Consider the following 24,977-nt stretch of genomic DNA (forward strand, 5'->3'; position numbering starts at 1 on the left):
AGATGAAAAAGGCGCTTCTGGTGGTCAGCTTTGGCACCAGCTATCACGACACCTGTGAGAAAAATATTGTGGCCTGTGAGCGCGATCTCGCAGCCAGTTGCCCTGACCGTGACCTGTTCCGGGCGTTTACCTCAGGGATGATAATCCGCAAGCTCAAACAGCGTGACGGCATTGAAATCGACACACCGCTGCAGGCGCTTCAAAAGCTGGCGGAGCAGGGGTATCAGGATGTCGCGATTCAGTCGCTGCACATCATCAACGGCGACGAATACGAAAAAATTGTCCGCGAAGTACAAAGTATGCGCTCGCTGTTTTCTCGCCTGACGCTGGGTGTACCGCTTTTGAGCAGCGTTGAAGATTACGCACAGTTGATGCTGGCGTTGCAACAGCAGATGCCGGCGCTGGGTGAAAAAGAAAAAGTAGTGTTTATGGGACACGGGGCAAGCCATCACGCTTTTGCTGCCTATGCCTGTCTTGACCACATGATGACGGCGCAGCGCTTCCCGGCGCGAGTCGGGGCGGTGGAAAGCTACCCGGAAGTAGATGTGCTGATTGAAAGTTTATCTCAGGAAGGCGTCACGGCGGTACATCTGATGCCGCTGATGTTAGTCGCCGGTGACCATGCGATTAACGATATGGCCTCCGACGAAGACGATTCGTGGAAAACGTTGTTCAACGCAGCAGGGATACCGGCTACGCCGTGGCTCAGCGGACTGGGGGAAAACCCGGCGGTTCGCGCGATGTTTGTGGCGCATTTACAGCAGGCGCTTAATGTGGCGCTGGAGGAAGCAGCATGAGCGGAAAACTGTACGCATTAAGCACCGGACCTGGCGCTTCCGATCTGATCACCGTACGTGCTGCATGCACGCTGGGCATGCTGGATATTCTCTATGCGCCCGCCGGACGCAAAGGCGGCGATAGCCTGGCGCTGTCGATTGTACGGGAGTATATCGGCGAGCAGACCGAGGTCCGCTGCTGTCATTTTCCCATGAGTGCCGACAGCGCGGAAAAAGAGGCCGTCTGGGATGAGGTGGCAACCGCGCTGGTTCAGGAAGTTGAAGCCGGGAAGAGGGTAGGCTTTATTACGCTCGGTGACGCCATGCTGTTCAGCACCTGGGTCTTTTTACTGCAGCGCATTGGTTCGCCTGACTGGTTAGAAATTGTCCCGGGCGTGACCTCTTTCGCTGCGATTGCCGCGCGTGCGAAAACTCCGCTCGCCATGGAGCAACAATCGCTGGCAGTGGTCTCCTGTACCGCGCCGGAAGCTGAAATTCAGCAGGCGTTAAAGCAGCATGACAGCCTGGTGCTGATGAAAGTTTACGGTCGCTTTGCGCGCATCAAAGCGTTGCTGCAGCAAGAGGGGTTGTTGGACTACGCGCTGATGATGTCTGAAGCCACGCTGCCGGGCGAGCAGTGCTGGCGCCATCTCGACGAGGTGAGCGACGATCAGCCGCTGCCTTATTTCTCGACCATTCTGGTCAACAAACAGTGGGAGTATGCACAATGAAGCTTGAACAACAGCTAAAACAGCTGTCTTTCAGCGGGTTGGCTGCGGCGCTATTACTGATGATTGTTCCTGAGCAAGCGTTCGCGATGCACATTATGGAAGGTTTCCTGCCGCCGATGTGGGCGCTGGCATGGTGGCTGCTGTTTTTACCCTGCCTGTGGTACGGGCTGGTGCGCCTGCGCCAAATCGTGCAGGAAGATAACCACCAGAAAGTTTTACTGGCACTGTGCGGCGCCTTTATTTTTGTGCTGTCGGCGCTGAAAATTCCTTCCGTTACCGGAAGTTGTTCACACCCTACCGGCGTAGGCCTGGCGGTTATTCTGTTCGGGCCAGGTGTAGTTGCTATCCTCGGGGCGATCGTTTTGCTGTTCCAGGCACTGCTGCTGGCGCACGGTGGTTTGACGACGCTCGGCGCTAACGGCATGTCGATGGCGGTGATTGGCCCGGTAGTGGGTTACATGGTGTGGAAAATGGCCTGCCGTGCGGGGCTGCGTCGTGATGTTTGTGTCTTCTTGTGCGCGATGTTGGCGGATCTTGTCACCTATTTCGTCACCTCAGTGCAACTGGGCGTGGCGTTCCCGGACCCGTCTGCTGGCGCTACCGGTTCAATCATTAAATTCATGGGGATTTTCTGTCTGACACAAATCCCCATCGCGATTGCGGAAGGGTTACTCACCGTGCTGATTTACGATCAGCTAACCAAACGCCAGTTAATAACCGCACAAGGACATTAACGATGAAAAAGACGCTGATTATATTGGGCATGGTAGTGGCGCTGGTGATCCTGCCGTTCTTTATCAACCACGGTGGAGAATACGGCGGTTCAGACGGTGAAGCAGAGAGTCAGATTCAGGCTATTGCCCCGCATTATGAGCCATGGTTCCAGCCGTTGTATGAACCGGCAAGCGGTGAGATTGAAAGCCTGTTGTTTACGCTCCAGGGATCGCTGGGTGCAGCCGTAATTTTCTACATACTGGGTTACACCAAAGGCAGGCAACGTCGTGATGACCGGGCTTGACAGGCTTAGCTATCAAAGCCGCTGGTTTCATGTCTCACCGGTGCGGAAATTTCTGCTCTGGCTAATGATGATGATTCTGGCGTTTACTCTGCCCCCGTTGGGGCAGGGTATCGAGCTGTTACTGATTGCCGCGCTGAGCTGCTGGCTGCTACGCATTTCGTTCTGGCGCTGGTGCCGCTGGATGGCATTACCGTTTGGTTTTCTGACGATAGGGGTAGTGACCATCCTGTTTAGTTTTAGTCGCGATCCGCAGACTCTGCTGGCCAGCATTCCCGTTGGCAGCTACTGGTTGGGCGTTAGTGCCTCAGGACTTTTCACCGCCAATGAAACCTTCTGGCGCAGCCTGGCTGCGTTGGCGGCAACGCTCTGGCTGGTGCTGAATCTACCGTTTCCGCAGCTGATTATCTTACTCAAACGCGCGCACGTTCCTCGCCTGCTTACTGAGCAGATCCTGTTAACCTGGCGCTTTATTTTTATCCTGTTAGACGAGGCGCTGGCTATTCATCGCGCACAAACGCTGCGTTTTGGGTATCGTAGCTTGCCGTTGGGCTATCGCTCGCTGGCGATGCTGGTGGGACTGCTGTTTACCCGCGTGTTGATCCGCTACCAGCAAATGACTACCACACTGGATATCAAACTTTATCAGGGTGATTTTCACCTGTAAGGAAAAGTATGCTTGCCACCTCAGCGCTTTGGTTTCGCTATCAGGATGACCCGATCCTCAAGGGGCTAACGCTGGACTTTTCTACGCATGCCGTTACGGGGTTGGTTGGTGCCAATGGCTGCGGAAAATCCACGCTATTTATGAATCTGAGTGGCTTACTGCGCCCGCAGCAAGGGGCAGTGATGTGGCAAGGCAAACCGTTGGATTACAGCAAGCGTGGCCTACTGGCACTGCGTCAGCAGGTGGCTACTGTATTTCAGGATCCCGATCAGCAAATCTTTTACACCGATATCGACAGTGACATTGCTTTCAGCCTGCGCAACCTTGGCGTGGATGAAGCTGAAATCGCCCGCCGGGTGGAAGATGCGCTGACGCTGGTCGATGCTCAGCATTTTCGCCATCAACCGATTCAGTGTTTAAGTCACGGGCAAAAAAAACGTGTGGCAATTGCCGGGGCGTTGGTGTTGCAGGCGCAATACCTGTTGCTGGATGAGCCTACAGCAGGGCTTGACCCATCAGGCCGTACGCAGATGATTGAGATAATCAAACGCATCGTAGCGCAAGGCAACCACGTGGTTATCTCCAGCCATGATATCGATCTTATCTATGAAGTCAGTGATGCAGTTTACGTTTTACGCCGGGGCGAGGTGCTAACACACGGCACGCCGGGGGACGTTTTCGCCCGTACGGAACTGATTGAACAAGCGGGATTAACTCAGCCCTGGCTGGTGAAGCTGCATACAGAGCTGGGCTTCCCGCTGTGTAAAACAGAGGCTGAATTTTTTAGTTGTATGCGAGAGAACGCACTGAAGGAGGCGTCATGACGCAGGCGATAATGTTGCAGGGAACGGCATCTGATGTGGGTAAAAGCGTGTTGGTCGCCGGGCTGTGTCGAATTTTTTATCAGGATGGACTGCGTACTGCGCCGTTCAAATCGCAAAACATGGCGCTGAACTCTGGCATTACGCCAGAAGGCAAGGAGATGGGGCGCGCACAAATTTTTCAGGCCGAAGCTGCAGGGATTACGCCAGATGTGCGTATGAATCCGGTGCTGCTTAAACCAACCAGCGACCGTAAAGCGCAGGTTGTGCTGATGGGCAAAGTCGCGACCGACATGGATGCGGTGAGCTACCACGAGTATAAACCGCGTCTGCGGGATCAAATCCTGTCAGTTTATAACAGTCTGGCGCAAGAGTTCGATGTGCTGGTGCTGGAGGGGGCGGGAAGCCCGGCAGAGATTAACCTGCGCGATCGCGATATCGTCAATATGGGTATGGCTGAAATGGCGCGATGTCCTGTTATTTTGGTGGCGGATATCGACCGTGGCGGGGTGTTTGCCTCCATTTACGGCACACTGGCGCTATTGCACGATCATGAACGCGCCAGGGTCAAAGGGGTGATCATCAATAAATTTCGCGGTGATGTGGCGTTGCTGTATTCCGGTATTGAGCAAATTGAAGCGCTGACCGGAGTGCCGGTTCTGGGCGTCATGCCATGGCTGGATGTGGATCTGGAAGATGAAGATGGCGTAGCGCTGCAAAAGGGTAAATATTTGCGCACTGATAAGCGCGACATCGACATCGCCGTTGTGCAAATACCGCACATTTCGAATTTTACTGATTTCAATGCGCTTGCCGCACAGCCGGATGTACGTGTGCGCTATGTGCGTCAGCCTGAAGAACTGGCGGGGGCCGATCTGGTGATTCTGCCGGGCAGTAAAAATACGCTGGGCGATCTGGTGTGGCTGCGTGAGAGCGGGATGGCGCACGGTGTCGTGCAATTGCATAGTAACAACGTGCCGGTGGTGGGGATTTGCGGTGGCTATCAAATGCTCGGCGATACGATCATCGATGAAGTGGAGTCAGGACTCGGCACGCTGCCGGGGCTGGGCTTGCTCAATACTGTAACGCATTTTGCCCAGCACAAAACTACCACTTTGGTTGAGGGAAAAATGTCCTCCTCGCTGCCTGACTGGCTGGCGGGCGCGGCGGGGTTATCCGTTCGTGGTTATGAAATTCACATGGGCGAAACGACCTTAGCTGAAGAATGCCGGGCGGTGATGACGCTGTGCAAGGACGGTGGCAACGTGGCTGACGGCGCGGTTACGCCGGATGGCCTGGCGTTTGGTACTTATCTTCACGGTCTGTTTGACAGCGATGAATTTACCCGGGGGCTGGTTAATGGCCTGCGCGTACGTAAAGGGTTAGCACCGCTGGATTCCACCTTCCATTACGCGCAATATAAATCGCAGCAGTTTGATCTGCTGGCGGATGCGATGAGGCAACACATCGATATTGATAAAATTTATACCATCATGCAGCAACACCGGGAGCCAGTATGATGATTCTGGTTACCGGCGGCGCGCGAAGCGGTAAAAGTCGACATGCGGAAGCGCTGATCGCGGATTCTCCAAACGTTTTGTATATCGCGACTTCGCAGATCTTTGATGAGGAGATGGCGGCACGAATTCAGCATCATCGCGATGGACGCCCTGCGCACTGGCGTACAGCCGAATGCTGGCAACATCTCGATGAACTGATAACGGCTGCAAACGATCCGCAAGAAGCCATTCTGCTGGAGTGCATCACCACGATGGTGACCAACCTGCTGTTTGCGCTGGGCGGTGACAGCAATCCGGATAACTGGGATTACGCGGCGATGGAACAGTCGATCGAGGATGAGATCCGTTCGCTGATTGCCGCCTGTCAGCGATGCCCGGCAAAGGTTGTGCTGGTCACGAATGAGGTAGGAATGGGGATTGTTCCGGAGAACCGTCTGGCACGGCATTTTCGCGATATTGCAGGACGTGTGAATCAGCGACTGGCAGCAGCAGCCGATGAGGTCTGGCTGGTGGTATCAGGAATTGGAGTCAAAATTAAATGAGTAAGTTGTTCTGGGCAATGCTCTCTTTTATCAGTCGCTTGCCCGTTCCTGCTCGCTGGTCGCAAGGACTGGATTTCGAGCACTATTCACGTGGCATTGTGATGTTTCCGCTGATTGGCGTGGTGCTGGGCGGGATAACGGGACTGGTCTTTATGGCGCTGCAGGCCTGGTGCGGTATCCCCCTGGCGGCGCTGTTTGCAGTGTTGACCCTCGCGCTGCTGACCGGTGGTTTTCATCTCGATGGTCTGGCGGATACCTGTGACGGTATTTTCTCTGCCCGTCGACGCGAACGGATGCTGGAAATCATGCGCGACAGCCGCCTGGGAACCCACGGCGGACTGGCGTTGATTTTCGTGTTGTTGGCGAAAGTGCTGGTGGTGAGCGAACTGGCTTTGCGTGGCACACCGATGCTGGCGGCGCTTGCTGCGGCTTGTGTTGCCGGGCGGGGTACCGCTGTTTTGCTGATGTATCGACATCGTTACGCTCGCGAAGAAGGGCTGGGCAATGTCTTTATCGGCAAAGTCTCCGGGCGTCAAACCTGCGTTACGTTGGGATTTGCGGCAGTCCTTGCCGCCGTACTGCTTCCCGGTATGCACGGCGTAGCAGCACTGGTTGTCACGATAGTGGCGATTTTCATTCTTGGGCAGTTATTAAAACGCACGTTGGGTGGGCAAACCGGCGATACGCTGGGCGCAGCCATTGAACTTGGCGAGTTGATTTTCCTGCTGGCTCTGCTCTGAGTCAGCCAACATACTGGAACCCCTATGCAGACTTTAACCTCTTTACTCCACACCATACCTTCACCTGATAGTGCCGCGATGCTGCGTGCACAGCAGCATATCGATGGCTTGCTTAAGCCACCGGGAAGTCTTGGTCGGCTCGAGTCACTCGCTGTGCAATTGGCCGGAATGCCCGGCCTGAAGGGCGTTCCGCATGTGAATGGCAAAGCGATGCTGGTGATGTGCGCCGATCACGGCGTGTGGGATGAAGGGGTTGCCGTTTCGCCTAAAATCGTCACGGCTATTCAGGCTGCTAATATGACGCGTGGGACGACCGGCGTTTGCGTGCTGGCTGCTCAGGCGGGGGCAAAGGTACATGTGATTGATGTCGGTATTGATGCTGAACCTATTCCTGGCGTAGTAAATATGCGCGTGGCGCGCGGCTGCGGCAATATTGCCCAGGGCCCGGCAATGAGCCGTTCACAGGCCGAGGAGCTACTGCTGGAAGTTATCCGTTATACTCATGGACTGGCCAGGGACGGCGTAACGCTGTTTGGGGTCGGTGAACTTGGTATGGCCAACACGACACCCGCGGCGGCAATCGTCAGCGTGCTGACTGGAAGCGATGCCGAGAATGTGGTCGGTATCGGCGCTAACCTGCCGCTTTCAAGAGTAGGCAATAAAGTAGACGTTGTGCGGCGAGCCATTGCCGTCAATCAACCGGATCGCAATGACGGTATTGATGTACTGGCTAAAGTTGGTGGGTTTGATCTTGTCGGCATGGCGGGTGTGATGTTGGGGGCAGCCTCCTGTGGCCTTCCAGTTGTGCTGGATGGTTTTCTCTCTTACTCTGCTGCGCTGGCAGCCTGCCAGATTGCGCCGCAGATTAAACCCTATCTGATACCGTCACATTTCTCCGCTGAGAAGGGCGCCCGCACCGCGCTGGCGCATCTTGAACTGGATCCGTATCTCAATATGGGGATGCGTTTGGGGGAAGGCAGCGGGGCCGCTCTGGCGATGCCAATTATTGAAGCCGCCTGTGCCATGTACAGTAACATGGGGCAGCTAGCCGCCAGCAACATTGTGCTTCCGGATGGGAAGGAAGCATAGCCAGCTGTAACCCCGTTTGAGTGCGGGGTTTTCATCAGCCAACTCGATGTAACTCCCTAAAACAGATAAAAAAGCTATACTTAACGGATATCGGCTGCGACGAAGGAAAGGAAAAAATGCGTCGGGTAAAACTGATTTTTGCGCTTTTTGCACTGCTTGTGAGTCAGGGATCACAAGCAGTGAGTTATCCGCTGCCGCCAGAAGGCAGTCGCCTGGTGGGCACCCCTCTGACAATCACTATTCCAGATGGCAATACTCAACCGCTGGAAGCCTTTGCCGCGCAGTACGGGCAGGGGTTGAGTAACATGCTTGAAGCCAATCCCGGCGTGGATGTTTTTCTGCCTAAGTCTGGTTCAACGTTGGTTGTGCCACAGCAATTGATATTACCCGATACCGTACGCGAGGGGATTGTCATCAATGTCGCAGAAATGCGTCTTTACTATTATCCCGCTGGCGGCAATACGGTTGAAGTTTTGCCCATCGGTATTGGTCAGGCGGGCAGAGAAACGCCGCGCAATTGGGTGACGGCGGTAGAACGTAAGCAGGAAGCGCCGAGCTGGACGCCGACGCCTAATACCCGACGTGAATACGCGGCTCGCGGGGAAAGTTTGCCGGCATTTGTTCCTGCAGGGCCAGATAACCCGATGGGGTTGTATGCGATTTATATCGGCAGGCTTTATGCCATTCATGGCACAAATGCGAATTTCGGTATTGGTCTGCGGGTAAGCCAGGGTTGCATCCGTTTGCGTAACGACGACATTAAATATCTGTTTGATACCGTACCGGTAGGGACGCGTGTGCAACTGATAGACCGACCGGTGAAATACAGCGTAGAGCCGGACGGGAGTCGCTGGGTGGAAGTACACGAACCCTTGTCAAGAAACCGTTCGGAATACGAGTCTGACAGAAAGGTTCCCTTGCCGGTCACTCCCGCGCTGCGCACTTTCATTAGCGGGAATGACGTGGATGTGAGTCGCGGCAATCAGGCGCTGGAGAGACGCTCCGGTATGCCGGTGAACATCAGCCTGGTACAGAAACATTATTAATTTTCAGGGCGACCCTGGTGACCTTCAGGTCGGATGGGTCGCTTTTTTTATTTGATACTGCCCCATTTTTACCACGCCAATATGGTCTGCCATCAGCTGCGCTTCGTGTTCGCTGTGGGTAACCAGCAGTGCCGTTTGCCCGGCCGCGCGCAAAATATCCCGCACCTCGTTGCCAAGACGCTCACGTGTACGCTTATCAAGGCTGGAAAAAGGTTCGTCGAGCAACAGGATTTCTGGATGCGGGGCCAGCGCCCGTGCCAGCGCGATACGCTGCTGCTGACCGCCGGAAAGTTCATGCGGATACCGGCTGGCATGGCTGTGTAGTTCCACCATTTTTAACAGCTCCTCCACACGGAACTTTTGCTCTTCACGCGGCATGCGTCGCAACCCAAAGGCCACATTTTGCTGCGCCGTCAAATGGGGGAATAAGGCGTATTCCTGAAAGACCATGCCGACATGCCGTTTTTCCGGTGGCAGATGAACACCGTGGCCAGCCACGCGGCGCTGCGACACAAAAATCTCTCCGCTGCGTAGTCGTTCAAATCCGGCAACTGCGCGTAACACCGTGGTTTTTCCGCAGCCTGAAGCGCCCAGCAGACAGGCGATTTCCCCTTTACGTACCGACATTGAAAATCCGTGCAGTACCGATTGCTGGCTGTTGCCGTAGGCAACATGCACATCCCGGAGTTGTAATGCAATTTCTGACATTGTTGATCTCTTAACCACGGCGAGTCATCTGGTGACGCACCAACAAAATAACCGGTAGCGTACCTGCTAAAACAATCATTAGCGCGGCGATAGCACCTTCTTCATAGGTTCCACGCGCAGCTTCTGCATACAGCAACGTTGCCAGCGTTTCGAAATTTACTGGTCGTAAAAGCAGCGTTGTGGGCAGCTCTTTCATGGCATCGGCAAAAACCAGCAGGGCGCTACTCACTAACGCCGGGCGCAGCAATGGAAAATGAACCCGTGCAAATGTCCCTATACCATTCTCACCCAACAGTCGCGAAGCCTGTTCCAGGGATGGCGGAATACGTCCCAGGCCGGAGTCCAGAGCGCCGATGGCAATCGCTTGAAAACGCATGGCACAGCAAATTACCAGCAGGATCCCGGCAGACATCAGCGGCAGGCCGCGAACATCCAGTAAATCTGCTAACCAACGGTCGACGGCCATGGCGGGGGTTAAAAACCCAATCGCCAGAATTGTACCGGGAACCGCATAGCCTAAAGAGGCCAGACGCATCACGCCGCGACGAAATCCTGGCATGGTGTTGTCTGCGGCGCTATGACGCGCGCTCCAGGCCACTAACATACTGACGCAAACCACCACCAGCGTGGTTCCCGCTGCCAGTGATAACGTATTTTGTAATGCAGACAGTAACGAGGAGGAGACAGGGTTCTCGTCGCCTATGCGTTTAGCGCTTTCCCAGATTAAAAACAGGACCGGGGCCAAAAAGCCCAGCACAACCGGCAGCGAAATAACGATACCAAGTAGCCAGCCCCGCCAGCCCTGCACGCGAGTGGGTTGAATTTCCCGCAGGCTCCTGCTGCTGAATCCCTGCTTTCTACGGCCGTAAAATTCCAGCGTCAGAATCAAGAATATAAACATCAGCATCATACAGGCGATTTGTGCAGCGGCTGATAAATCTGAGCGAGAGATCCACGTGGTGTACACGGTAACGGTCAACGTTTGAACTCCGAGGAATTCCGATGCGCCGATATCGTTAAGCGTTTCCAGCAGCGCCAGACTGATCCCAACGGCCAGTGCCGGACGTGCCATGGGAAGAACAACGCGAAAAAAGGTTCCGGTAGCGCTACATCCCAACGTACGTGCGGCTTCCAGTAAATGGGCCGGCTGGCTGATAAACATGGCACGGGTTGTCAGATAGACGTAAGGATAAAGTACTAAGCCGAGCAGAAGGATTGCGCCGGAAAGGGAACGTAAATCGGGCAAGCGAAACTGTCTCGGGCTGTCAAAGCCCAATAAGAAACGAATAAAGGTTTGCAGAGGGCCAATTGGGTGCAGCAGATCGAGCCAGGCAAAGGCAACGATGTAAGTCGGCATCGCCAGCGGCAACAGCAGCGCCCAACTGAGAATTTTGCGCCCAGGAAAATCCCATGCCGTTACCGCCCATGCGCTGCCTACGCCAATGACGCCGACCATTACCGCGACACCTGCCAGCAACAGCACGGTGTTTTTTAGCGCTGAAGGCAGTACATATGTCATGAGATTATCCCAGTGGGATAAATCGGCCTGAGTGGCTTGCCAGATCAGTGCAACGATAGGGGTCAGGACGCCAAGTGCTATGCACAGCGCGCCAAGATGCAGTGGCGTTAATAATGACTGCGGCCCGGAAACCAGGCCGCGTAACGTCGGAACCTGCAGAGGTTTATTGATCGAATCCAACTTTATCTACCAGCAGACTAGCCTGTTTACGATACTTCACGATTTCGATTAGCGGCGTTTTATCAACGTCGATTTCACCAATTGTGGCGCTGATAACCGGGTCAAGCGTCACGCCTTTCAGTACCGGATATTCAAAATTCGCTTTCGCATATTGTTGTTGAGCTGGTGCGGAAACCAGGTACTCCAAGAGTTTAACCGCATCGGCTTTATTTGGCGCATAGCGGGCTACGGCAGCGCCGCTGATGTTAACGTGCGTTCCGCCATTTTCAAAGGTAGGTTTTACAACTTTAATGGCATCGCCCCACTGACGAGCATCGCTGCCTTCTTTGGCGTTTTTCATATGGCCGACGTAATAGGAGTTAGCCAGACCAATATCACATATTCCACCGAGGATATCGCGAGCAACGTCACGGTCGCCGCCGGTCGCTTTACGTGCCAGATTGGCCTTCACGCCGCGCAGCCATTCTTCCGTTTTGACTTCACCGTGATGGGCAATCATCGCGGCGATCAACGCCGTATTGTACGGATGCTGACCGGAACGAATACAAACCTTACCTTTGTACTCGGGGCTGGCGAGCTGTTCGTAGTGCCAGTTATCGATTGGCAGCGACTTCTCGGCATACAGAACGCGGGCGCGCATAGAAAGCGCAAACCACTGATTATCCGCACCGCGCAGGTTGGCAGGTATGGCGGTTTTTAGCGCTTCGGATTCTACCGGTTGGGTAACACCCGCTTCCACTAAGTCAATGAGATTACCGGCATCGACGGTCATCAGCAGGTCGGCAGGGGAGTTTTTGCCTTCAGCTTTAACACGCTCAAGCATACCGTCCTTGATGTAGACCGTACTCACTTTGATACCGCTGGTGTTAGTCCAGCTATCAAGTAAAGGTTGGATCAGGCCCGGTTCGCGGGTGGTGTATAGCGTTAATGTTTCCTGAGCGAAAGCCGGCAGGCTAACAGAGAAAATCAGGGCAGAGGCAAGCGTGATTCGGCGCAGTCCGGTGCGAGGTAGAGCATTCATCGTTTTTATCCCAGAGTAATTGGAACATACAGTGAACCGAGCAGGGGCTCGTTCTTATGGCTTGCGTACAATAAATGATAATCACTAACACTTACAATCATTGCAAAGTGTAAATAATTTACATTTACATAACTTTAATCAACGATGTGATATGGCGTGGAATGGGGATGTTATGACAGGCAGGCCGCTTAAAGGGGATGTTTTAAGGCGGATTTAAATGCAAAAAGCCTGCTTAGTTTCCTGAGCAGGCTTCTTAAATTTGGCTCCTCTGACTGGACTCGAACCAGTGACATACGGATTAACAGTCCGCCGTTCTACCGACTGAACTACAGAGGAATCGTGTGAACGAGGCGCATATTACTGACCTCATCATGAGGTGTCAACAGTAAAATTAGTACGTCATTTCAATTGGTTAATTAATCTTCAAATTCAGTGTTAATGCACATTTGGTGAGCGATAATCGTCGTCTTCTCGGGTATCGCGTAACCGCTCCATAGGGTTCTGGCGATAAAATTGGTTGAAACGTTGCCATAAGGCAGGAAAACGCGGAGCAAATAATTCAGGCGCGCTGAAAAAATACTCGGATAACACGGCAAAGCATTCGGCCGGGTCCGTTGCTGCGTAGGCATCTATGCTACATGCGGTTTCACCAACCAGATCGATTTCATCCTGAATGTTGTTCATTGCGGCATGCAGATCGTGTTCCCAACCGGCAATATCGCGCAGGGGGATCGCCGGAACACCGCTGGCGCGATCGCCGTTACGCATATCAAGCTTATGCGCCACTTCATGGATGATCAGATTAAAGCCGGAGGCATCAAAGGAATCCTGAATATCAAGCCAATTGAGGATTATCGGGCCTTGCTGCCAGCTCTGTCCGGATTGTACAACGCGTTGATTATGCACCAACCCAATATCGTCTTCCCACTCATCGTCCACGACGAAGGGGGCTGGGTAGATGAGCACTTCGTGAAACCCGTCGAGCCACTCGATCCCTAATTCCAGAACAGGTAAACAGAAAAGCAGAGCAATACGTGCACTTTTCAGCGGGTCCAGCTCAAACCCCTGCAGTGCGACCAGTCTTTTTTGTTGCAAAAAGCGCTCGCCAAGGGCGATAAGTCTGGCTTGTTCTTGCTCGGTGAGATTTACAAGAAGGGGAATGGCCAGGGCGTCATCCCACGGCCAGTCATCACTCCGGGTTGTTTCTTGTTCTTTCCAGGGCCACTTAATCATCGTTTTGCTCGCAAACTCGTCACTTGAACGAAATTGACGGAACTGGGTCTGTTAAAATGCCAAATTACCTGGCATCATGGCAACCGCTAAAACGGAGAGATGCCAGAGCGGCTGAATGGACCGGTCTCGAAAACCGGAGTAGGGGCAACTCTACCGGGGGTTCAAATCCCCCTCTCTCCGCCACTATTCAAGCACTTATGTCGTTTCACTACAACGACAGATGTCACACTTGGTAAAGTGTTGGTATATTCGCTTGGTATAAAAACTGATCCCCCTTTCAATATTTTGCAAGGATAGCGGAAATGACTAAACTCACCAGTCCCAAAACATTGTGTGTTTACTCAGACGAACATCGTCCAGCTACCCTTAATTTTCTTAATTTTATCGATGTTGTTGCAGTTAAAAATGAGCACGAGCTCACTATTGATCTATCTAAGGTCGTCTACGCGAGCGCGGCTGCGACAGTACTTTTGTTTGCGATAGTTAGCAGAGCTCAGTTAATTACAAAAGTCCAAAGTCGCATACGGTTCAAATTTCCTAAAAAAGAAGAAAACCCTGACGGACATAGATGGATCGTCAGCACTGGCTTGTCATCTGCACTAACAGCAAATACCTTTAAGAAATTACAAGGTTTAGTTCAGGAAAAAAGATACTATCAATCTGCCGTCGAACCTTTTGAGCATTGGCTTGAGACAGTTACAACTCTCCAAGAGAAAGCACTTTTGAATGCCGATGCTTTCGGATTGATGAGTTCAGCATTGAACGAAGCTATGCTTAATGTGTCATACCATGCATATGAGGATCCTTGTTTTCAAGGGCAAATTGCAGCATTAGGTGGAAAACGTTGGTGGCAATGCTCATGGTACAGTAAAGAAAAAAATGCCGTAGTTTTCATCATATGTGACCTAGGGTTAGGAATACATAGGTCGTTTGGACCAGTGATTGATTCTTCTGGTACGATAGGTGAGAGCATAACCGTTTCAACAGCTTTGTCTTCAGGCCATTCTAGACATTTAAATGCTGGACGTGGGAATGGTTCTGAGGATATAAAAAGGCCTATAGGTTCTGGATGTGCGGAGTCCGAAACACTACTAGTATTAACTGGACACGCCAGATACCGCTATAATTCTAGTGATGGGAAGCCCAATTGTGAGTGGCTGCCTGAGAACATACCAGGAACCCTAATCGAGTGGTCTTTGGTTCCGAGGAGAGGAGAAGATGATTAACATCGTCATTGCTAAGGACTTTTCAAAAACCCCATTTGGTCGGTTTGTAAGCGATAGTCCGTATAGTGCTGAAAAGTTCCGTAAAGACTTCTTGGTCCCCGCTTTACGCGCTGGTGACGAAGAGGTTGTCGTGGACTTCAACGGCATTGCTTTAGGCATAGGATCCTCTTTCCTTGAAGAAGCCTTTGGTGGGTTAGTTCGAAAAGAGGGACTGCCAAAAGTAGGCATAAAAAAACGCTTAGTGATTAAAAGTGATTTACCATTCTACAAAGAGCAAATTGAGCGTTTTATAGACAATGCCGAGCCTGAGAAGGCTTAAAGGATAGTTTAAGTGGTCAAAGAGCAACCTGGGCTACTGGATTTAGTAGCCCAAAATACTTGGGTTTTTAGTCTTGCCAGTATAGTTTTAGTATTTATAGGATGGGCTGTTACATATAACAACTCTGCAAAGCTTGCTACTCGCTCTGAAAGCAAATCTCTCGTTGACGCTCTGTCAAAATTATTGAATGAAGTTAGTGACTTAGCGATTGATTATTGGTTAGATAGATGTAAATCGCCAAAGCCAGTCGTTAAAAACATGAATGGCATCAAGATTAAAACCCAAATTAAGCATGATGAAGCATCCTCACAGATGTTCATCATGACGGTTTTTACAAAAATTAATCAATCTATCAAATACATTGAACTCCTTGATGCAAGGGGCATTCACATTGATAATTTATTCATTGCAGACTTTCTCACAAAAGTAACACTTGACTGCGAAACTGCACATAACATGACGCAACAAGAAAGAGCGTCTAGAGTGCAAGAAATCCTTTCCCTTTCAAGCGAGGCTATGAATCAAGTTTATAGTCAATTTCAAAATAATCATTTGCCTTCAAAGCCGTTACATCTACTGAAATTGCTTAAAGAAAAATGGTCTGTGGTTGAAAAATGGCATAAGAGTTTAGGTTAGTGCTATTTTTCAATCGGCGGTAAATTTAGAGTTGGGGAAACCTTAATCTTCCTGTCATAAACTAAAACTTGGCTCTCTGTTTTGTGTCCGGAGAAAAGCTGCTTTTCCCTACTTGAACCATCGTAATCTGAAATCCCTTTTGCTTTGAGATCATGAAAAGTACACGGCAGTTTTCTATCTAGTTTTTTTCCTGCTGCTTCCCTTGCCGTTTCCCACAGATCATTAAACCCACTTTTCGAGTATTTAGTTTTTTTGCTGCTACAGATAACCGTTTCCCGTCCACCCAGAGTTTTTGCAAGTTCGATGGCGTTATGAAGCCGTTCAGTCCAGACTTTTATTTGTTTAGTCCCTGTCTTTCCCTGCTGGATAAAAATGCCTTCCTCACTTACTTGCGACCATTTGAGAGAGAGAACATCCGAAACGCGAGCTGCACATAAGTAAGATATCTCCATGCCAACCCGGAGAGCTGGTGCCGCCTCTTCATAGATTGCCTGATATTCTTCGTCTGTCACGTACACGTCACGGGCTTTTAAAGAGAACTTGCGCACTCCTTTGCACGGATTTCCTTTCACGTACCCTCGTTCATATCCCCATGAGAAAACACGCGACATCCCGCCGAGTTCCTGGTTTGCCTGGTTAATACTGCGTTGGCCACGTTTATCCATATAGATCCTGACCATCTCAATTTTTATGTCATCTGCTCGCATATTCCCGAACACTGGGACCAGGTTTTTTTCATACGACCTGTAATCAGTCTGTGTTCGCGGAGCCAGTTCAGCAAAAGCTGGGCTGCTGGTGAATAACTTCCATAATTTAGAAAATGTCATTACGTCTGAACGCTTGGCTTTTTCTTCCTCATAACGCGCCCATAGCCGGGACATACTCGTCCCGGTAATAGGTGCAAGAGTTACGCTTTGTTTTGTTCCTTTTGGCTTCCACACATAGCTATAACGGTTTTTAGTTACGCGTGGCGGGAGGTGCATGTCTTTAGGATCTTTTCTTGGTCTGCCCATTGATTGCGTCGTAATTTGGCTCAAGTGCAACATATTCATCGACCTTAGGTAATTCAGAAACTCCGGGATCAATACTTCTGCGCAATACAATTGGGCGGTTCCGCCCATCAGTGGTGAACGGTATGCCGTGACACCGCAGCTGTCGCTGCTGGTGGGTGTAGCGCTGATAGCCAGTAATTTCTGCAATTTCCTGAGGAGACAGTGTAAGTTCGTGCATAGCTCATCTCTCTGATGGCCTGCCTGTAAAAACATACCAGGCAGGATCCGTAAATTGTGAAATTAGAAAATCAGTTTGCGGTCAGGCGTTGCCAGATTGCAGAGACGTATTTGACCTGATGTCGGGCGTCAGAAAGCGCATTGTGCATGTCGCCTTCAAACGGGATGTCGAAGCGTGGATTGATACCGACAGATTTTCCCAGTTCAACCATGGTCCTTACGTCCCTGTCATTCCAGAACGGAACAGCGAAGGGAGTATCTGTTAATGCGTATGCGCGGCGAAGAATTACGTTATCAAACGAGCATCCATTACCCCACATCTGAACGGTGTGACTACCGTTAGCAGCATTTTCAGCAATAAAGTCAGCCAGAAGTTCGAGAGTCTCAAGCAGCCCCATGGCTTCATCAACAAGAATGGCAGAGCGGGCTTCAGATGATTGTTTCAACCACCACTGAATTGTAGAGGCATCCGGTTTCATGCCAAACGACATCGATGATTCAAGGCTGACAACTCGATAAAACTCGGCTCCAGTGTTACCAGTTGAAGGATCGAAAAATACAGCGCCGATAGAGACTATTGGGGCATCAGGACTGTTGCCCATAGTTTCCATATCAACCATCAGGTGAGTATAAAAAGCGTTCAGGGGATCCGTATCAATATGGTGAACGGGTTCATTATTCAGGGAAGCTGACGCGTCACCAGTTGCATCAGCTCTTTTAACTGGCAAAACTGCTGCTTCGCTCTGAGACACTTCAGGATTAGTTTTGATTTCGTTGTTGTCAGTTTCTTCCATCTGCACATCGCTGGTGGTTTCCTCTGTAGTGCCTTGATGTAATTTTTCTTCGACGGCGCGCTGGCGTACCTGATCTATGACAGAAAGCGCTGGCGCTTGCTGGTTCCCCATTAGGCCATTGATGGAAAACACACCGTTGCCCATGTTGGTGATTTCTGGTTGTTCGACTACTGCGTTCTGTTCAGCTGTGACTTTCTCGTTAATCTCGTTTTCCCAGCTTTTTTCTGGCACGTGACCGGCTGCCGCCAGCGTTTCTTCTGAGGGATTTGAGTGGTCATTTTCGGTTAGATTGGCATTGATATATGCCCGCAACCGTCCGGGAAAGTTAACTAACTCGGATGACGTGCCGCGGATGAGTGCAAAGATGGCGGCGCGTGAATAGTCTAGGATGCCAGCGGTTTTGCGCAGCGCCTCAGACCATTCGCTGAACGGACTTTCTTTCTTGCTGACAATCTCTTTAGCGCGACGGTAGACCCCACCCGGGATATCGTAGATGTTGAAATCCATTGGAAGTGTGGCCAGCGCAATATCAATGTCCAGAGTGTCCAGTGTGTGGACAAGTTCCGGATTGCGATCGGTCTTATTGCCACCACCAGCGTTGGTTCCTGAGTCAGTGCGCTGAATCTCCGACACACGATTGCCTTTATCCCCCACGAATTGCGTCCTGATCTTTATCCTAACCCCACTGATGGTTTACCTCAAAAGGAGGCTTAATCATGCAATCAGCCACGTATCAACATCATAGCCAGCGTTTAGCTATTCCGTTGAAAACGGAAAATCATTTTAAACCCCAGCGCCGTGACGGCATTCAGCACCGTGCCATATTGGCCGCCGTTCGTGAATGGGAATCGACATTACCAGGACAGGCACAGGAACGGATCGCTCAGCTGGTGGCTGAAGAGTGGGCCAAAGCAGATGGCCGCGGAATTGCTGTTAATAAACAGAATTTGTTCCGATATCTGAAAAACGAGGGCGGTTCGGAAAAGTACACGGCTTACGTTATGCAGCTTTCAGGTTCAATTATTGCCGCTATGCCAGTTCAGATTGCCAGAAAGCACGGGTTAAGTAATGCAAGCACAGAAGCGGAGCTGGTGGCGAACGCTATCAAAGAGTGTAGTGAGGCACACCATGCGAAGTTAATTGGCGCTCCATTACAAAAGCTCGAGAAGGAAATTCGTGAGGCGGCAATCGCATTGTTCAACATGTTACCTGCTGACGCGGCGGGACCACTACTGGCGAGTATAAGCGCCGTAGCGCCGCAATTGTTTTAATCGAGTTTTGACCAATGACCATTATTACTGCAACTCGCGGGGTGAAGTATGCCTAATCCTTTGGCTAAGGCCATGCCTAAGAGTAAGGCTAATAACGAGCCTTACCGTAAGGTGAAGATCACCATGTGGGATGACCCGAAGTTTCGAGCATTATCACCACTCCCGCCAAGTGGGCAGAGTCTGTTTATTTACCTGCTTACAGGTCCATTCACGGGGATCATCCCCGGCCTGTATAAGGCGGGGAGGGCTGCTATGGCTGAAGAATTAAACTGGGATGTCGAAGCCTTCGACTTAGCCTTAGGCGAAGCCATAGCGTTAGGTATGGTGGAAGCCGACCTTAAAGCCAGAGTTTTTTGGTTGCCTAATGCGGTCAAACATAACCCGCCAGCATCAGTGAACGTGATCAAATCATGGGCGAGATCGTTTGAATTACTGCCTGAATGTTCACTGAAAGATAAAGCATATGAAGCTCTCAAAGCCGCATGTTACGGGGTTTCTGACGCTATGGGGATGGCTTTTGATAAGGCTTTCGCCTTGCCTAAGGATAAGGCTAAGTCTTTGGCTAAACCTTTGCCATCAGGTATCCAGAAAGCAGTTAGCAGTAAACAGATCTTAAACCCCTCTCTTAACGCGTGCGCGATGAAAAATTCGAATGGGGAGGAACTGCCGCCCCCGGCCATGCCCCGATATCTGGACGGTGTTGATGAGCCGATCGGGAAATTCAGCATGGCAGATAGCTGGCTCCCATCCAGAGATTTCCGACAGCGTGCCGCATCGTGGGGGATCTCCCTCCCTGAACCAGATTACCTTCGGACTGAACTCGCAGAATTCATTGCGTACTGGGAGTCGGAAGGGAAAGTTTTTACGCAAATCCAGTGGGAACAAAAATTTGCCCGACATGTAGCCCGGGTGAGAGCGCAGGTAAAACCAGAAACCGGAGGTAACAGTCATGTGGGAGCAGGAGCAGAACCAACAGCATCCCGGGCAGTTCAGCAAATTCAGTCAGCCCACGCAGAGTGGCGCCGCAGGAATGGACTTGATGGCGACGGAAACAGCCTGGCGTCTGTGGCAGGTCATGGGGGAGGTGTATTCGAACCGATGGACCCAGAAGAACGGGGCGGAGCCTTCGCCTATCTGGATAGCCCAGATAGGTTCGATGACTGAACAGCAAATTCGGCTGGTTTGTCAGCAGTGCATGGAGCGCTGCGTAATGGGAAATACATGGCCGCCAGACCTGGCTGAGTTTGTTTCTCTGGTTTCAGAGAGTGGAGCGAATCCATTCGGACTGACATCGGAGCAGGTTATGACGGAATAACCGGACCGCTGCGTTGTGCGAGGTGGTGGAAGACGCCCGGGACAGGGCTGAAAAGTCAGCCACCGTTTCTGCAGAAAATGAGCGTGCCACGGCAGAAAATGTCCTGAAATCAGCTGAAGTGCTGGAGGAAATACGTAAACTGGCTCCGGAGAACTACGGAAAGCGATTCGAAAACTTCGACGATATTGTCAGTCGCTGTACGACGGCAATGCTGAGGCTGGAACGCCCTGAAGTTGAATCCAGCCGTATCCGGCTTACGGTCGCAGAAAATATTCATTATGACTATACCGACGCCATTCACGGACAGTGTGATATAGCAGAGCCGGAACAATACCGGGTTGAAATGTATACCTACACGACCGGAGAATATTTCAACGGTGAGGCCAGTCTTGAACATGACGGCACTTTTTATTTTAAACGCAGCTGGGAGGGAGCCAAACAGTTCCGTTTAATCAGGAAGAAAGACAATTCCTGGATTACAACGCTTGAATTTCCACTGTGCATTCGCAGTTACTGGATGGCTGAGGAAAAGGATCCGGATGTGGTCAGGGTCATGAAAGACCGCTGCTACACGTATGATCAGGCGGTTGCCGCACTTGCGCTGATGGTTCAACGACATGAGGCCACAGACCGTTATGTGGCCGGATTGTGTGCACTGGTGGAGCCAGAAGGTGGTGTAAAGTTTTATGTTAACCGGTTATCAGGACAGTCTCCACGTGCATATTACCGGATGGGCAATGCGGCCTGGGTTTACTACGCGCTTGCTTTCTATCTTGAAAAATACCCTGACGGTGTACATGCCAGCCTTGTAAGAGAAAAACTGACTCAGGGTATGCGGTGGCTGGAAACATTTAAAGTCCGCATTCCGGGAGACTTACGGGAAGGTCTGTACATGGGCGGTCGTGGTAAATTTCATGATGGCGGCGCCAGTTTTGATCCTGATTTTATTGCTGAATGGTGCGCCCTGGAACATAACGTGGATATCTGGTTTCTGTTTGAACTGATGGGGCGAGCCGGCTTTGAAGGGTATACCGAAAAAGCAGACGCACTGGCAGAGAAAATAATCTCCGGGTTCTGGAACGAAAGTGAGGGGCGTTTTCGTCAGGGTGTTCATCCGGACAGATACGATGACGCGGCGGCTCTGGATCAGTCAAGCTGGGGCGGGACTTTTATTGCCAATTTTGATCAGGAAAAAGCGCGGCGTTGCCAGAAATACATGTCCCGTTTTTACTACGGGACGAAAGAGACCAGAGGATACACGCCTTATCATCCGGATTATGGTTATCCGGGGCACAGGAGGGGAGTATGGGTTGAAGGAACGGCCGGAGTGGCGTTATTTGAGCGAAAGATGGGCAATGACCAGCAGGCCATGGATCTGATAGCGGCGATGGCACCCCTTTGTAATATCTATGGCTATCGGGACTCCTGTTCTGATCCGTCCTACGATGTTCTCCCGGCGTGGCCTTCAACAACAAATACAGCCTGGGTGATTCTGGTGTGTATCCCAGACAATTTCTGGCTGGTAAACCGCCCCATGATGGATGTGGGTTTTATTGAATATTAAAGCGGTAGACACTCCTTTCCCTGACGCAGCAGGATACAGAACTTCTGCTTTGTCTGCGGCAGGAACTGAACTGCCGCTGCTTCAGAAAAGCAGCGGGTGAGCATGTTGGTATTACAGCCTCACCTGGAAGCGCTTTACAGCCACGAAGTCCGTTGCCTGAAGCTTCAATGGTACAGGCGACTGTGGCAGATAAAGAAGAGGTAAAAGGATTTAATGATATGGATGCTACTACTCAATACCACACTGGATGGTAGCGTGAAGTACGTAAATCATTAACAAACATAAATCGTCAGTGAGTCAATTATATTTGAAAAAAAAGGCGGTCCTGTGGGGCCGCCTGTAAGGGTGTCATAAATGAATGGAGTTATAATAATTTACGGAAGGTACGGGCGTATCTTCCTCAAATTACTATAAAAAAACAGGACTATAAGAAGTCCGGATATGGACAAGTAGAAGTATTAGTGCCTGCATTCCCCCATTTGATGTGGGGCTTGAATTAGGACATACAAAGCAGTATGGAAAATTGATCAGTATCAATGTCTTGAATGAAATAGAACTGATCAGATGATTGAGTAATATCTTACAATACAGTGTTTTTTATGGTTTTTTTTGTGATTTAAGTAAATTTTGTTCACGTTCAGTAACATTGAACATTCGTTTAGCTCATTCGGTAGAACAACGCTGATTTGTACTTCAGGTGGGGCATTTCATTACCACGTGCTGTGAACATTGATAATGGCAAAAGAAGAGCATCCATGGAAATGAATATTAATCTTTTTATGGTGGTTTATTAAGCAATTATGGTGTTGGTGATATTTGTGTTAAAAGTATTAGATATCAATCACAAAGATTAAGTGACAACTATTCTGGTACTGACTATAAATTTACCCACGCGCTAAGGATATAGCGTATCCAATATGTATTGCTGTGTGATTACGGGTGTCTGTTGATGTCAGCAGGCACGCGGTTTTTCACCATCGACTGTACACTGCTGCTTTCCTGACTGGCGAATTCTTTACTTGGGCGGGTTTTCTCCCCATTAACTCCTCGGTGCTTCTCCCGTTTAAAAAGAAGATATAAAAAACCAGTCGTAACGGACTGGTTTTTAAGGGATTGTTTTATCTGCGCGAGAGGGTTTTAGCCTCCGTTCCCGACTCCCATAACGACTTACTACCATTTTGAAGGCTGTTGTGAGTCAAAAATGGGAGTAGATATTTTACGCGCGCATTAGACATCAGGCTATGCTCAAATTGATTCAGCAAAACGTGGTTGGACGGCAGTATATTGGGATTGTACTTCTGCCACTCCACTTTTATTCTTACGTAATGCCAATGTCTCATAATAATGTTGTGCTACAACCGTTTCGATGAAATCGACGTCATTACCTGCAAGTTCATAAACTGCACTCTTGATCTCTTTCAGACTGACGTTAAAAAACTCTTTACGCCTATTAACGAGGTTCGTCCGTTTGGTATCAAAGTGCTGATGAAGCGCATTTTCTAGTGCTGGAGCATCTTCACTATGGATCATAGCATGAACATCGAAGAGGAAAGGTACTGAGGCACTTCCCAGTTCATCCACCCGGTCCTGAGGATCAAGGCGGCGTGTCATACCAATTTTGAAAACATCTTCGCCGAAAGACCCTACATTGGAGATGACATAGACATGCCCACGTTTGGTTTGCTGTGCCATGCTCAAAGCTTTTTGGCCCTTCAATTCTGCTTCGGTTAAGGCGTCACGCAACTCATCAATTTTAGATTGATATTTTTCTGCCTGTTCGGTAGTGAGTTGCGCCAATTTTGACTCCATTTCCTTACGGGCTTTATCCAGTGCTTTTTGTGCACGAAGCTCTTCCGCTTCAGCCTCTCTAATCGCCCGTTCAATCTCCTGCTGAGCTTTACGTTCTTCTGCCATTTGAGCACGAATTTCCCGCTGTTCTTCTTTTTCTGACTGTTTTTTCATTTTGTAGGCATGTACGAGATCGAGCTCTTTTAATTTCAGTCTGAGATATTCTTTACTGATATGCACATCATTCACTTCGTTGAGTGCATTGATTTTATCGAAAGCAGCCTGGATTCTGTCATGCATGACTGACCAATTCTTGAATGTGCAGTTGGCAATTGCTGCATCACACTCACCATTGAATGCTCTCGCTGTTAGGTTGATAGCTCGGGTAGTCATTTTTTTACCTTCGGCACGGGAATTATGGACCGTCCAGTCAGTTCCACACCAGATAGCACCTGCTCGATTCTTGAGGCGTAACAAGGCTTTTTGCTCATTTCTGTTGTCTTTGATCGCCTCTTTAAACTCTTCAGAAGTATCGAAATCGAAATGTGGGTCGAACAGTCCCATCTCTGCAAAATCTACATCCTCACGATAAAGGGCAATTGCTTTTTCGAGCTCGTCATAGATGCTTTTTTTCTCGGCATAAGAAGCACGTAATGATGCTATTTGATCCTGTAATGATAGGGTCGTTGACTGTGCATTACTCAGCAATGAGGTTGCTTCTTTCTCCAGAGAGGTAGCAGTATTTTTTGCACCGTCAATGATTTCACGAGCTTGTTGTTCCGCCTCTAGCGTTACCCGAGTTGCTTCCGTTTCTGCATCAGAAATGACGGAATAACGCTCAAGTTGTGTTGTTTTACTGGCATCTGAAGCTTTTACCGCGCGTAATTTTGTCAAAAGGACAAAAATGATGACAAGCAACAATACAACAACAGTCAATGCAGCGACTGAAAGATAACCCATATTCATTTATAACCTTCCTTGAGAGGATACTTTTCACATGCAACTAGATATTGGTATCGAGGAGCACAATTTAACCACGATCAATTAATGGTCAATATTATCAAAAAAGGGGCAATAGGGCATACTGTAAGTATCTCACTTAACCTGACCAGAACCTTAGGTGCAAAAAGAGAGGAGGGCTTTACATGTTATTGATTAGCAAGATCTTCCACGTGTTTTCACCTCCAAGCTGAACTTTGAAGTATAAAATTTAGCTCTGAAAGTGTT

25 protein-coding genes, 2 tRNA genes and 1 pseudogene are annotated in these 24,977 nt (G+C 50.2%); 19 read left to right on the forward strand and 9 right to left on the reverse strand.

Features of this window, described 5'->3' with window-relative positions; all coding sequences use genetic code 11:
- Positions 1–2: 2 nt before the first annotated feature.
- The 11 genes from On2M_RS08290 (at position 3) to ldtA (ending at position 8,947) form a co-directional block, all read left to right on the forward strand.
- Entirely contained in the window at positions 3–797 is a 795-nt protein-coding gene (locus On2M_RS08290) for a sirohydrochlorin cobaltochelatase (protein WP_151224673.1), read from the forward strand.
- Entirely contained in the window at positions 794–1,507 is a 714-nt protein-coding gene (locus On2M_RS08295) for a cobalt-factor II C(20)-methyltransferase (protein WP_210904627.1), read from the forward strand. The genes On2M_RS08290 and On2M_RS08295 overlap by 4 nt, the downstream gene beginning before the upstream one ends.
- Entirely contained in the window at positions 1,504–2,241 is a 738-nt protein-coding gene (gene cbiM / locus On2M_RS08300; protein WP_003834098.1) for a cobalt ECF transporter S component CbiM, read from the forward strand. The genes On2M_RS08295 and cbiM overlap by 4 nt, the downstream gene beginning before the upstream one ends.
- A gap of 2 nt (positions 2,242–2,243) precedes the next feature.
- Positions 2,244–2,525, forward strand: a complete 282-nt coding sequence (locus On2M_RS08305) for an energy-coupling factor ABC transporter substrate-binding protein (RefSeq protein ID WP_003030289.1) — start codon at positions 2,244–2,246, stop codon at positions 2,523–2,525.
- Positions 2,512–3,189: an energy-coupling factor ABC transporter transmembrane protein gene (locus tag On2M_RS08310; protein ID WP_151219964.1), complete on the forward strand. Its 678-nt coding sequence runs from the start codon at positions 2,512–2,514 to the stop codon at positions 3,187–3,189. Before On2M_RS08305 ends, On2M_RS08310 begins: the two co-directional genes overlap by 14 nt.
- A gap of 8 nt (positions 3,190–3,197) precedes the next feature.
- On the forward strand, positions 3,198–4,013 hold the full coding sequence (locus On2M_RS08315) for an energy-coupling factor ABC transporter ATP-binding protein (protein ID WP_210904628.1): 816 nt from the start codon (positions 3,198–3,200) through the stop codon (positions 4,011–4,013).
- A complete protein-coding gene (locus On2M_RS08320) occupies positions 4,010–5,530 on the forward strand; it encodes a cobyric acid synthase (protein WP_210904629.1) in 1,521 nt (506 codons plus the stop codon). The genes On2M_RS08315 and On2M_RS08320 overlap by 4 nt, the downstream gene beginning before the upstream one ends.
- Positions 5,527–6,072: a bifunctional adenosylcobinamide kinase/adenosylcobinamide-phosphate guanylyltransferase gene (gene cobU / locus On2M_RS08325; protein ID WP_187252230.1), complete on the forward strand. Its 546-nt coding sequence runs from the start codon at positions 5,527–5,529 to the stop codon at positions 6,070–6,072. The genes On2M_RS08320 and cobU overlap by 4 nt, the downstream gene beginning before the upstream one ends.
- Entirely contained in the window at positions 6,069–6,812 is a 744-nt protein-coding gene (gene cobS, locus On2M_RS08330) for an adenosylcobinamide-GDP ribazoletransferase (RefSeq protein ID WP_210904630.1), read from the forward strand. The genes cobU and cobS overlap by 4 nt, the downstream gene beginning before the upstream one ends.
- A 24-nt stretch (positions 6,813–6,836) precedes the next feature.
- On the forward strand, positions 6,837–7,901 hold the full coding sequence (gene cobT / locus On2M_RS08335) for a nicotinate-nucleotide--dimethylbenzimidazole phosphoribosyltransferase (protein ID WP_151219702.1): 1,065 nt from the start codon (positions 6,837–6,839) through the stop codon (positions 7,899–7,901).
- A gap of 116 nt (positions 7,902–8,017) precedes the next feature.
- Positions 8,018–8,947, forward strand: coding sequence for a L,D-transpeptidase (gene ldtA, locus On2M_RS08340; protein WP_151219701.1), 930 nt, complete (start codon positions 8,018–8,020; stop codon positions 8,945–8,947).
- A 24-nt stretch (positions 8,948–8,971) separates the two neighbouring features.
- On the opposite strand, the gene On2M_RS08345 is transcribed toward ldtA, so the two are convergent.
- The 5 genes from On2M_RS08345 to mtfA form a co-directional block, all read right to left on the reverse strand.
- A complete protein-coding gene (locus tag On2M_RS08345) occupies positions 8,972–9,655 on the reverse strand; it encodes an ABC transporter ATP-binding protein (protein WP_187252232.1) in 684 nt (227 codons plus the stop codon).
- A gap of 10 nt (positions 9,656–9,665) precedes the next feature.
- Entirely contained in the window at positions 9,666–11,354 is a 1,689-nt protein-coding gene (locus On2M_RS08350; RefSeq protein WP_187258793.1) for an iron ABC transporter permease, read from the reverse strand.
- Positions 11,338–12,375, reverse strand: a complete 1,038-nt coding sequence (locus On2M_RS08355; RefSeq protein WP_151219698.1) for an extracellular solute-binding protein — start codon at positions 12,373–12,375, stop codon at positions 11,338–11,340. Before On2M_RS08355 ends, On2M_RS08350 begins: the two co-directional genes overlap by 17 nt.
- 260 nt (positions 12,376–12,635) lie before the next feature.
- Positions 12,636–12,711 (reverse strand) — tRNA-Asn (locus tag On2M_RS08360).
- A gap of 99 nt (positions 12,712–12,810) precedes the next feature.
- Entirely contained in the window at positions 12,811–13,608 is a 798-nt protein-coding gene (gene mtfA, locus On2M_RS08365; RefSeq protein ID WP_151218921.1) for a DgsA anti-repressor MtfA, read from the reverse strand.
- Positions 13,609–13,701: 93 nt separating this feature from the next.
- Between mtfA and On2M_RS08370 the strand changes: the two genes are divergently transcribed.
- The 4 genes from On2M_RS08370 (at position 13,702) to On2M_RS08385 (ending at position 15,789) form a co-directional block, all read left to right on the forward strand.
- Positions 13,702–13,791, forward strand: a tRNA-Ser gene (locus tag On2M_RS08370).
- A 119-nt stretch (positions 13,792–13,910) separates the two neighbouring features.
- On the forward strand, positions 13,911–14,834 hold the full coding sequence (locus tag On2M_RS08375) for a hypothetical protein (protein WP_149282022.1): 924 nt from the start codon (positions 13,911–13,913) through the stop codon (positions 14,832–14,834).
- On the forward strand, positions 14,827–15,153 hold the full coding sequence (locus tag On2M_RS08380) for an STAS-like domain-containing protein (protein ID WP_149282021.1): 327 nt from the start codon (positions 14,827–14,829) through the stop codon (positions 15,151–15,153). Before On2M_RS08375 ends, On2M_RS08380 begins: the two co-directional genes overlap by 8 nt.
- A gap of 12 nt (positions 15,154–15,165) precedes the next feature.
- Positions 15,166–15,789: a hypothetical protein gene (locus tag On2M_RS08385; protein ID WP_210904631.1), complete on the forward strand. Its 624-nt coding sequence runs from the start codon at positions 15,166–15,168 to the stop codon at positions 15,787–15,789.
- A gap of 2 nt (positions 15,790–15,791) precedes the next feature.
- Here the strand turns inward: On2M_RS08385 and On2M_RS08390 are convergent, their stop codons facing one another.
- The 3 genes from On2M_RS08390 to On2M_RS24405 all read right to left on the reverse strand — a co-directional run bounded on the left by On2M_RS08390 (position 15,792) and on the right by On2M_RS24405 (position 18,466).
- A complete protein-coding gene (locus On2M_RS08390; protein WP_210904632.1) occupies positions 15,792–16,802 on the reverse strand; it encodes a tyrosine-type recombinase/integrase in 1,011 nt (336 codons plus the stop codon).
- Positions 16,777–17,019 (reverse strand): DUF4224 domain-containing protein, encoded by a 243-nt coding sequence (locus On2M_RS08395; protein WP_071667664.1) that lies wholly within the window; start codon positions 17,017–17,019, stop codon positions 16,777–16,779. Before On2M_RS08395 ends, On2M_RS08390 begins: the two co-directional genes overlap by 26 nt.
- 70 nt (positions 17,020–17,089) lie before the next feature.
- On the reverse strand, positions 17,090–18,466 hold the full coding sequence (locus tag On2M_RS24405; protein ID WP_255588015.1) for an exonuclease: 1,377 nt from the start codon (positions 18,464–18,466) through the stop codon (positions 17,090–17,092).
- A 62-nt stretch (positions 18,467–18,528) separates the two neighbouring features.
- On the opposite strand from On2M_RS24405, the gene On2M_RS08410 reads away from it, so the two are divergent.
- The 4 genes and pseudogenes from On2M_RS08410 (at position 18,529) to On2M_RS08425 (ending at position 21,962) form a co-directional block, all read left to right on the forward strand.
- On the forward strand, positions 18,529–19,083 hold the full coding sequence (locus On2M_RS08410) for a toxin YdaT family protein (protein ID WP_210904633.1): 555 nt from the start codon (positions 18,529–18,531) through the stop codon (positions 19,081–19,083).
- A 252-nt stretch (positions 19,084–19,335) separates the two neighbouring features.
- On the forward strand, positions 19,336–20,247 hold the full coding sequence (locus tag On2M_RS08415; RefSeq protein WP_210904634.1) for a DnaT-like ssDNA-binding domain-containing protein: 912 nt from the start codon (positions 19,336–19,338) through the stop codon (positions 20,245–20,247).
- Positions 20,159–20,395 (forward strand): annotated as a pseudogene (locus On2M_RS08420) (replication protein); the annotation flags it as partial. The gene On2M_RS08415 and the pseudogene On2M_RS08420, both read left to right, overlap by 89 nt.
- Positions 20,396–20,501: 106 nt before the next feature.
- Positions 20,502–21,962, forward strand: coding sequence for a phage tail protein (locus On2M_RS08425; RefSeq protein WP_247604961.1), 1,461 nt, complete (start codon positions 20,502–20,504; stop codon positions 21,960–21,962).
- Positions 21,963–23,207: 1,245 nt separating this feature from the next.
- On the opposite strand, the gene On2M_RS08430 is transcribed toward On2M_RS08425, so the two are convergent.
- A complete protein-coding gene (locus On2M_RS08430) occupies positions 23,208–24,716 on the reverse strand; it encodes a DUF4041 domain-containing protein (protein ID WP_210904635.1) in 1,509 nt (502 codons plus the stop codon).
- Between the last annotated feature and the right edge of the window lie 261 nt (positions 24,717–24,977).

Source organism: Citrobacter sp. On2M, from assembly GCF_018035235.1.
GTDB lineage: Bacteria > Pseudomonadota > Gammaproteobacteria > Enterobacterales > Enterobacteriaceae > Citrobacter > Citrobacter meridianamericanus.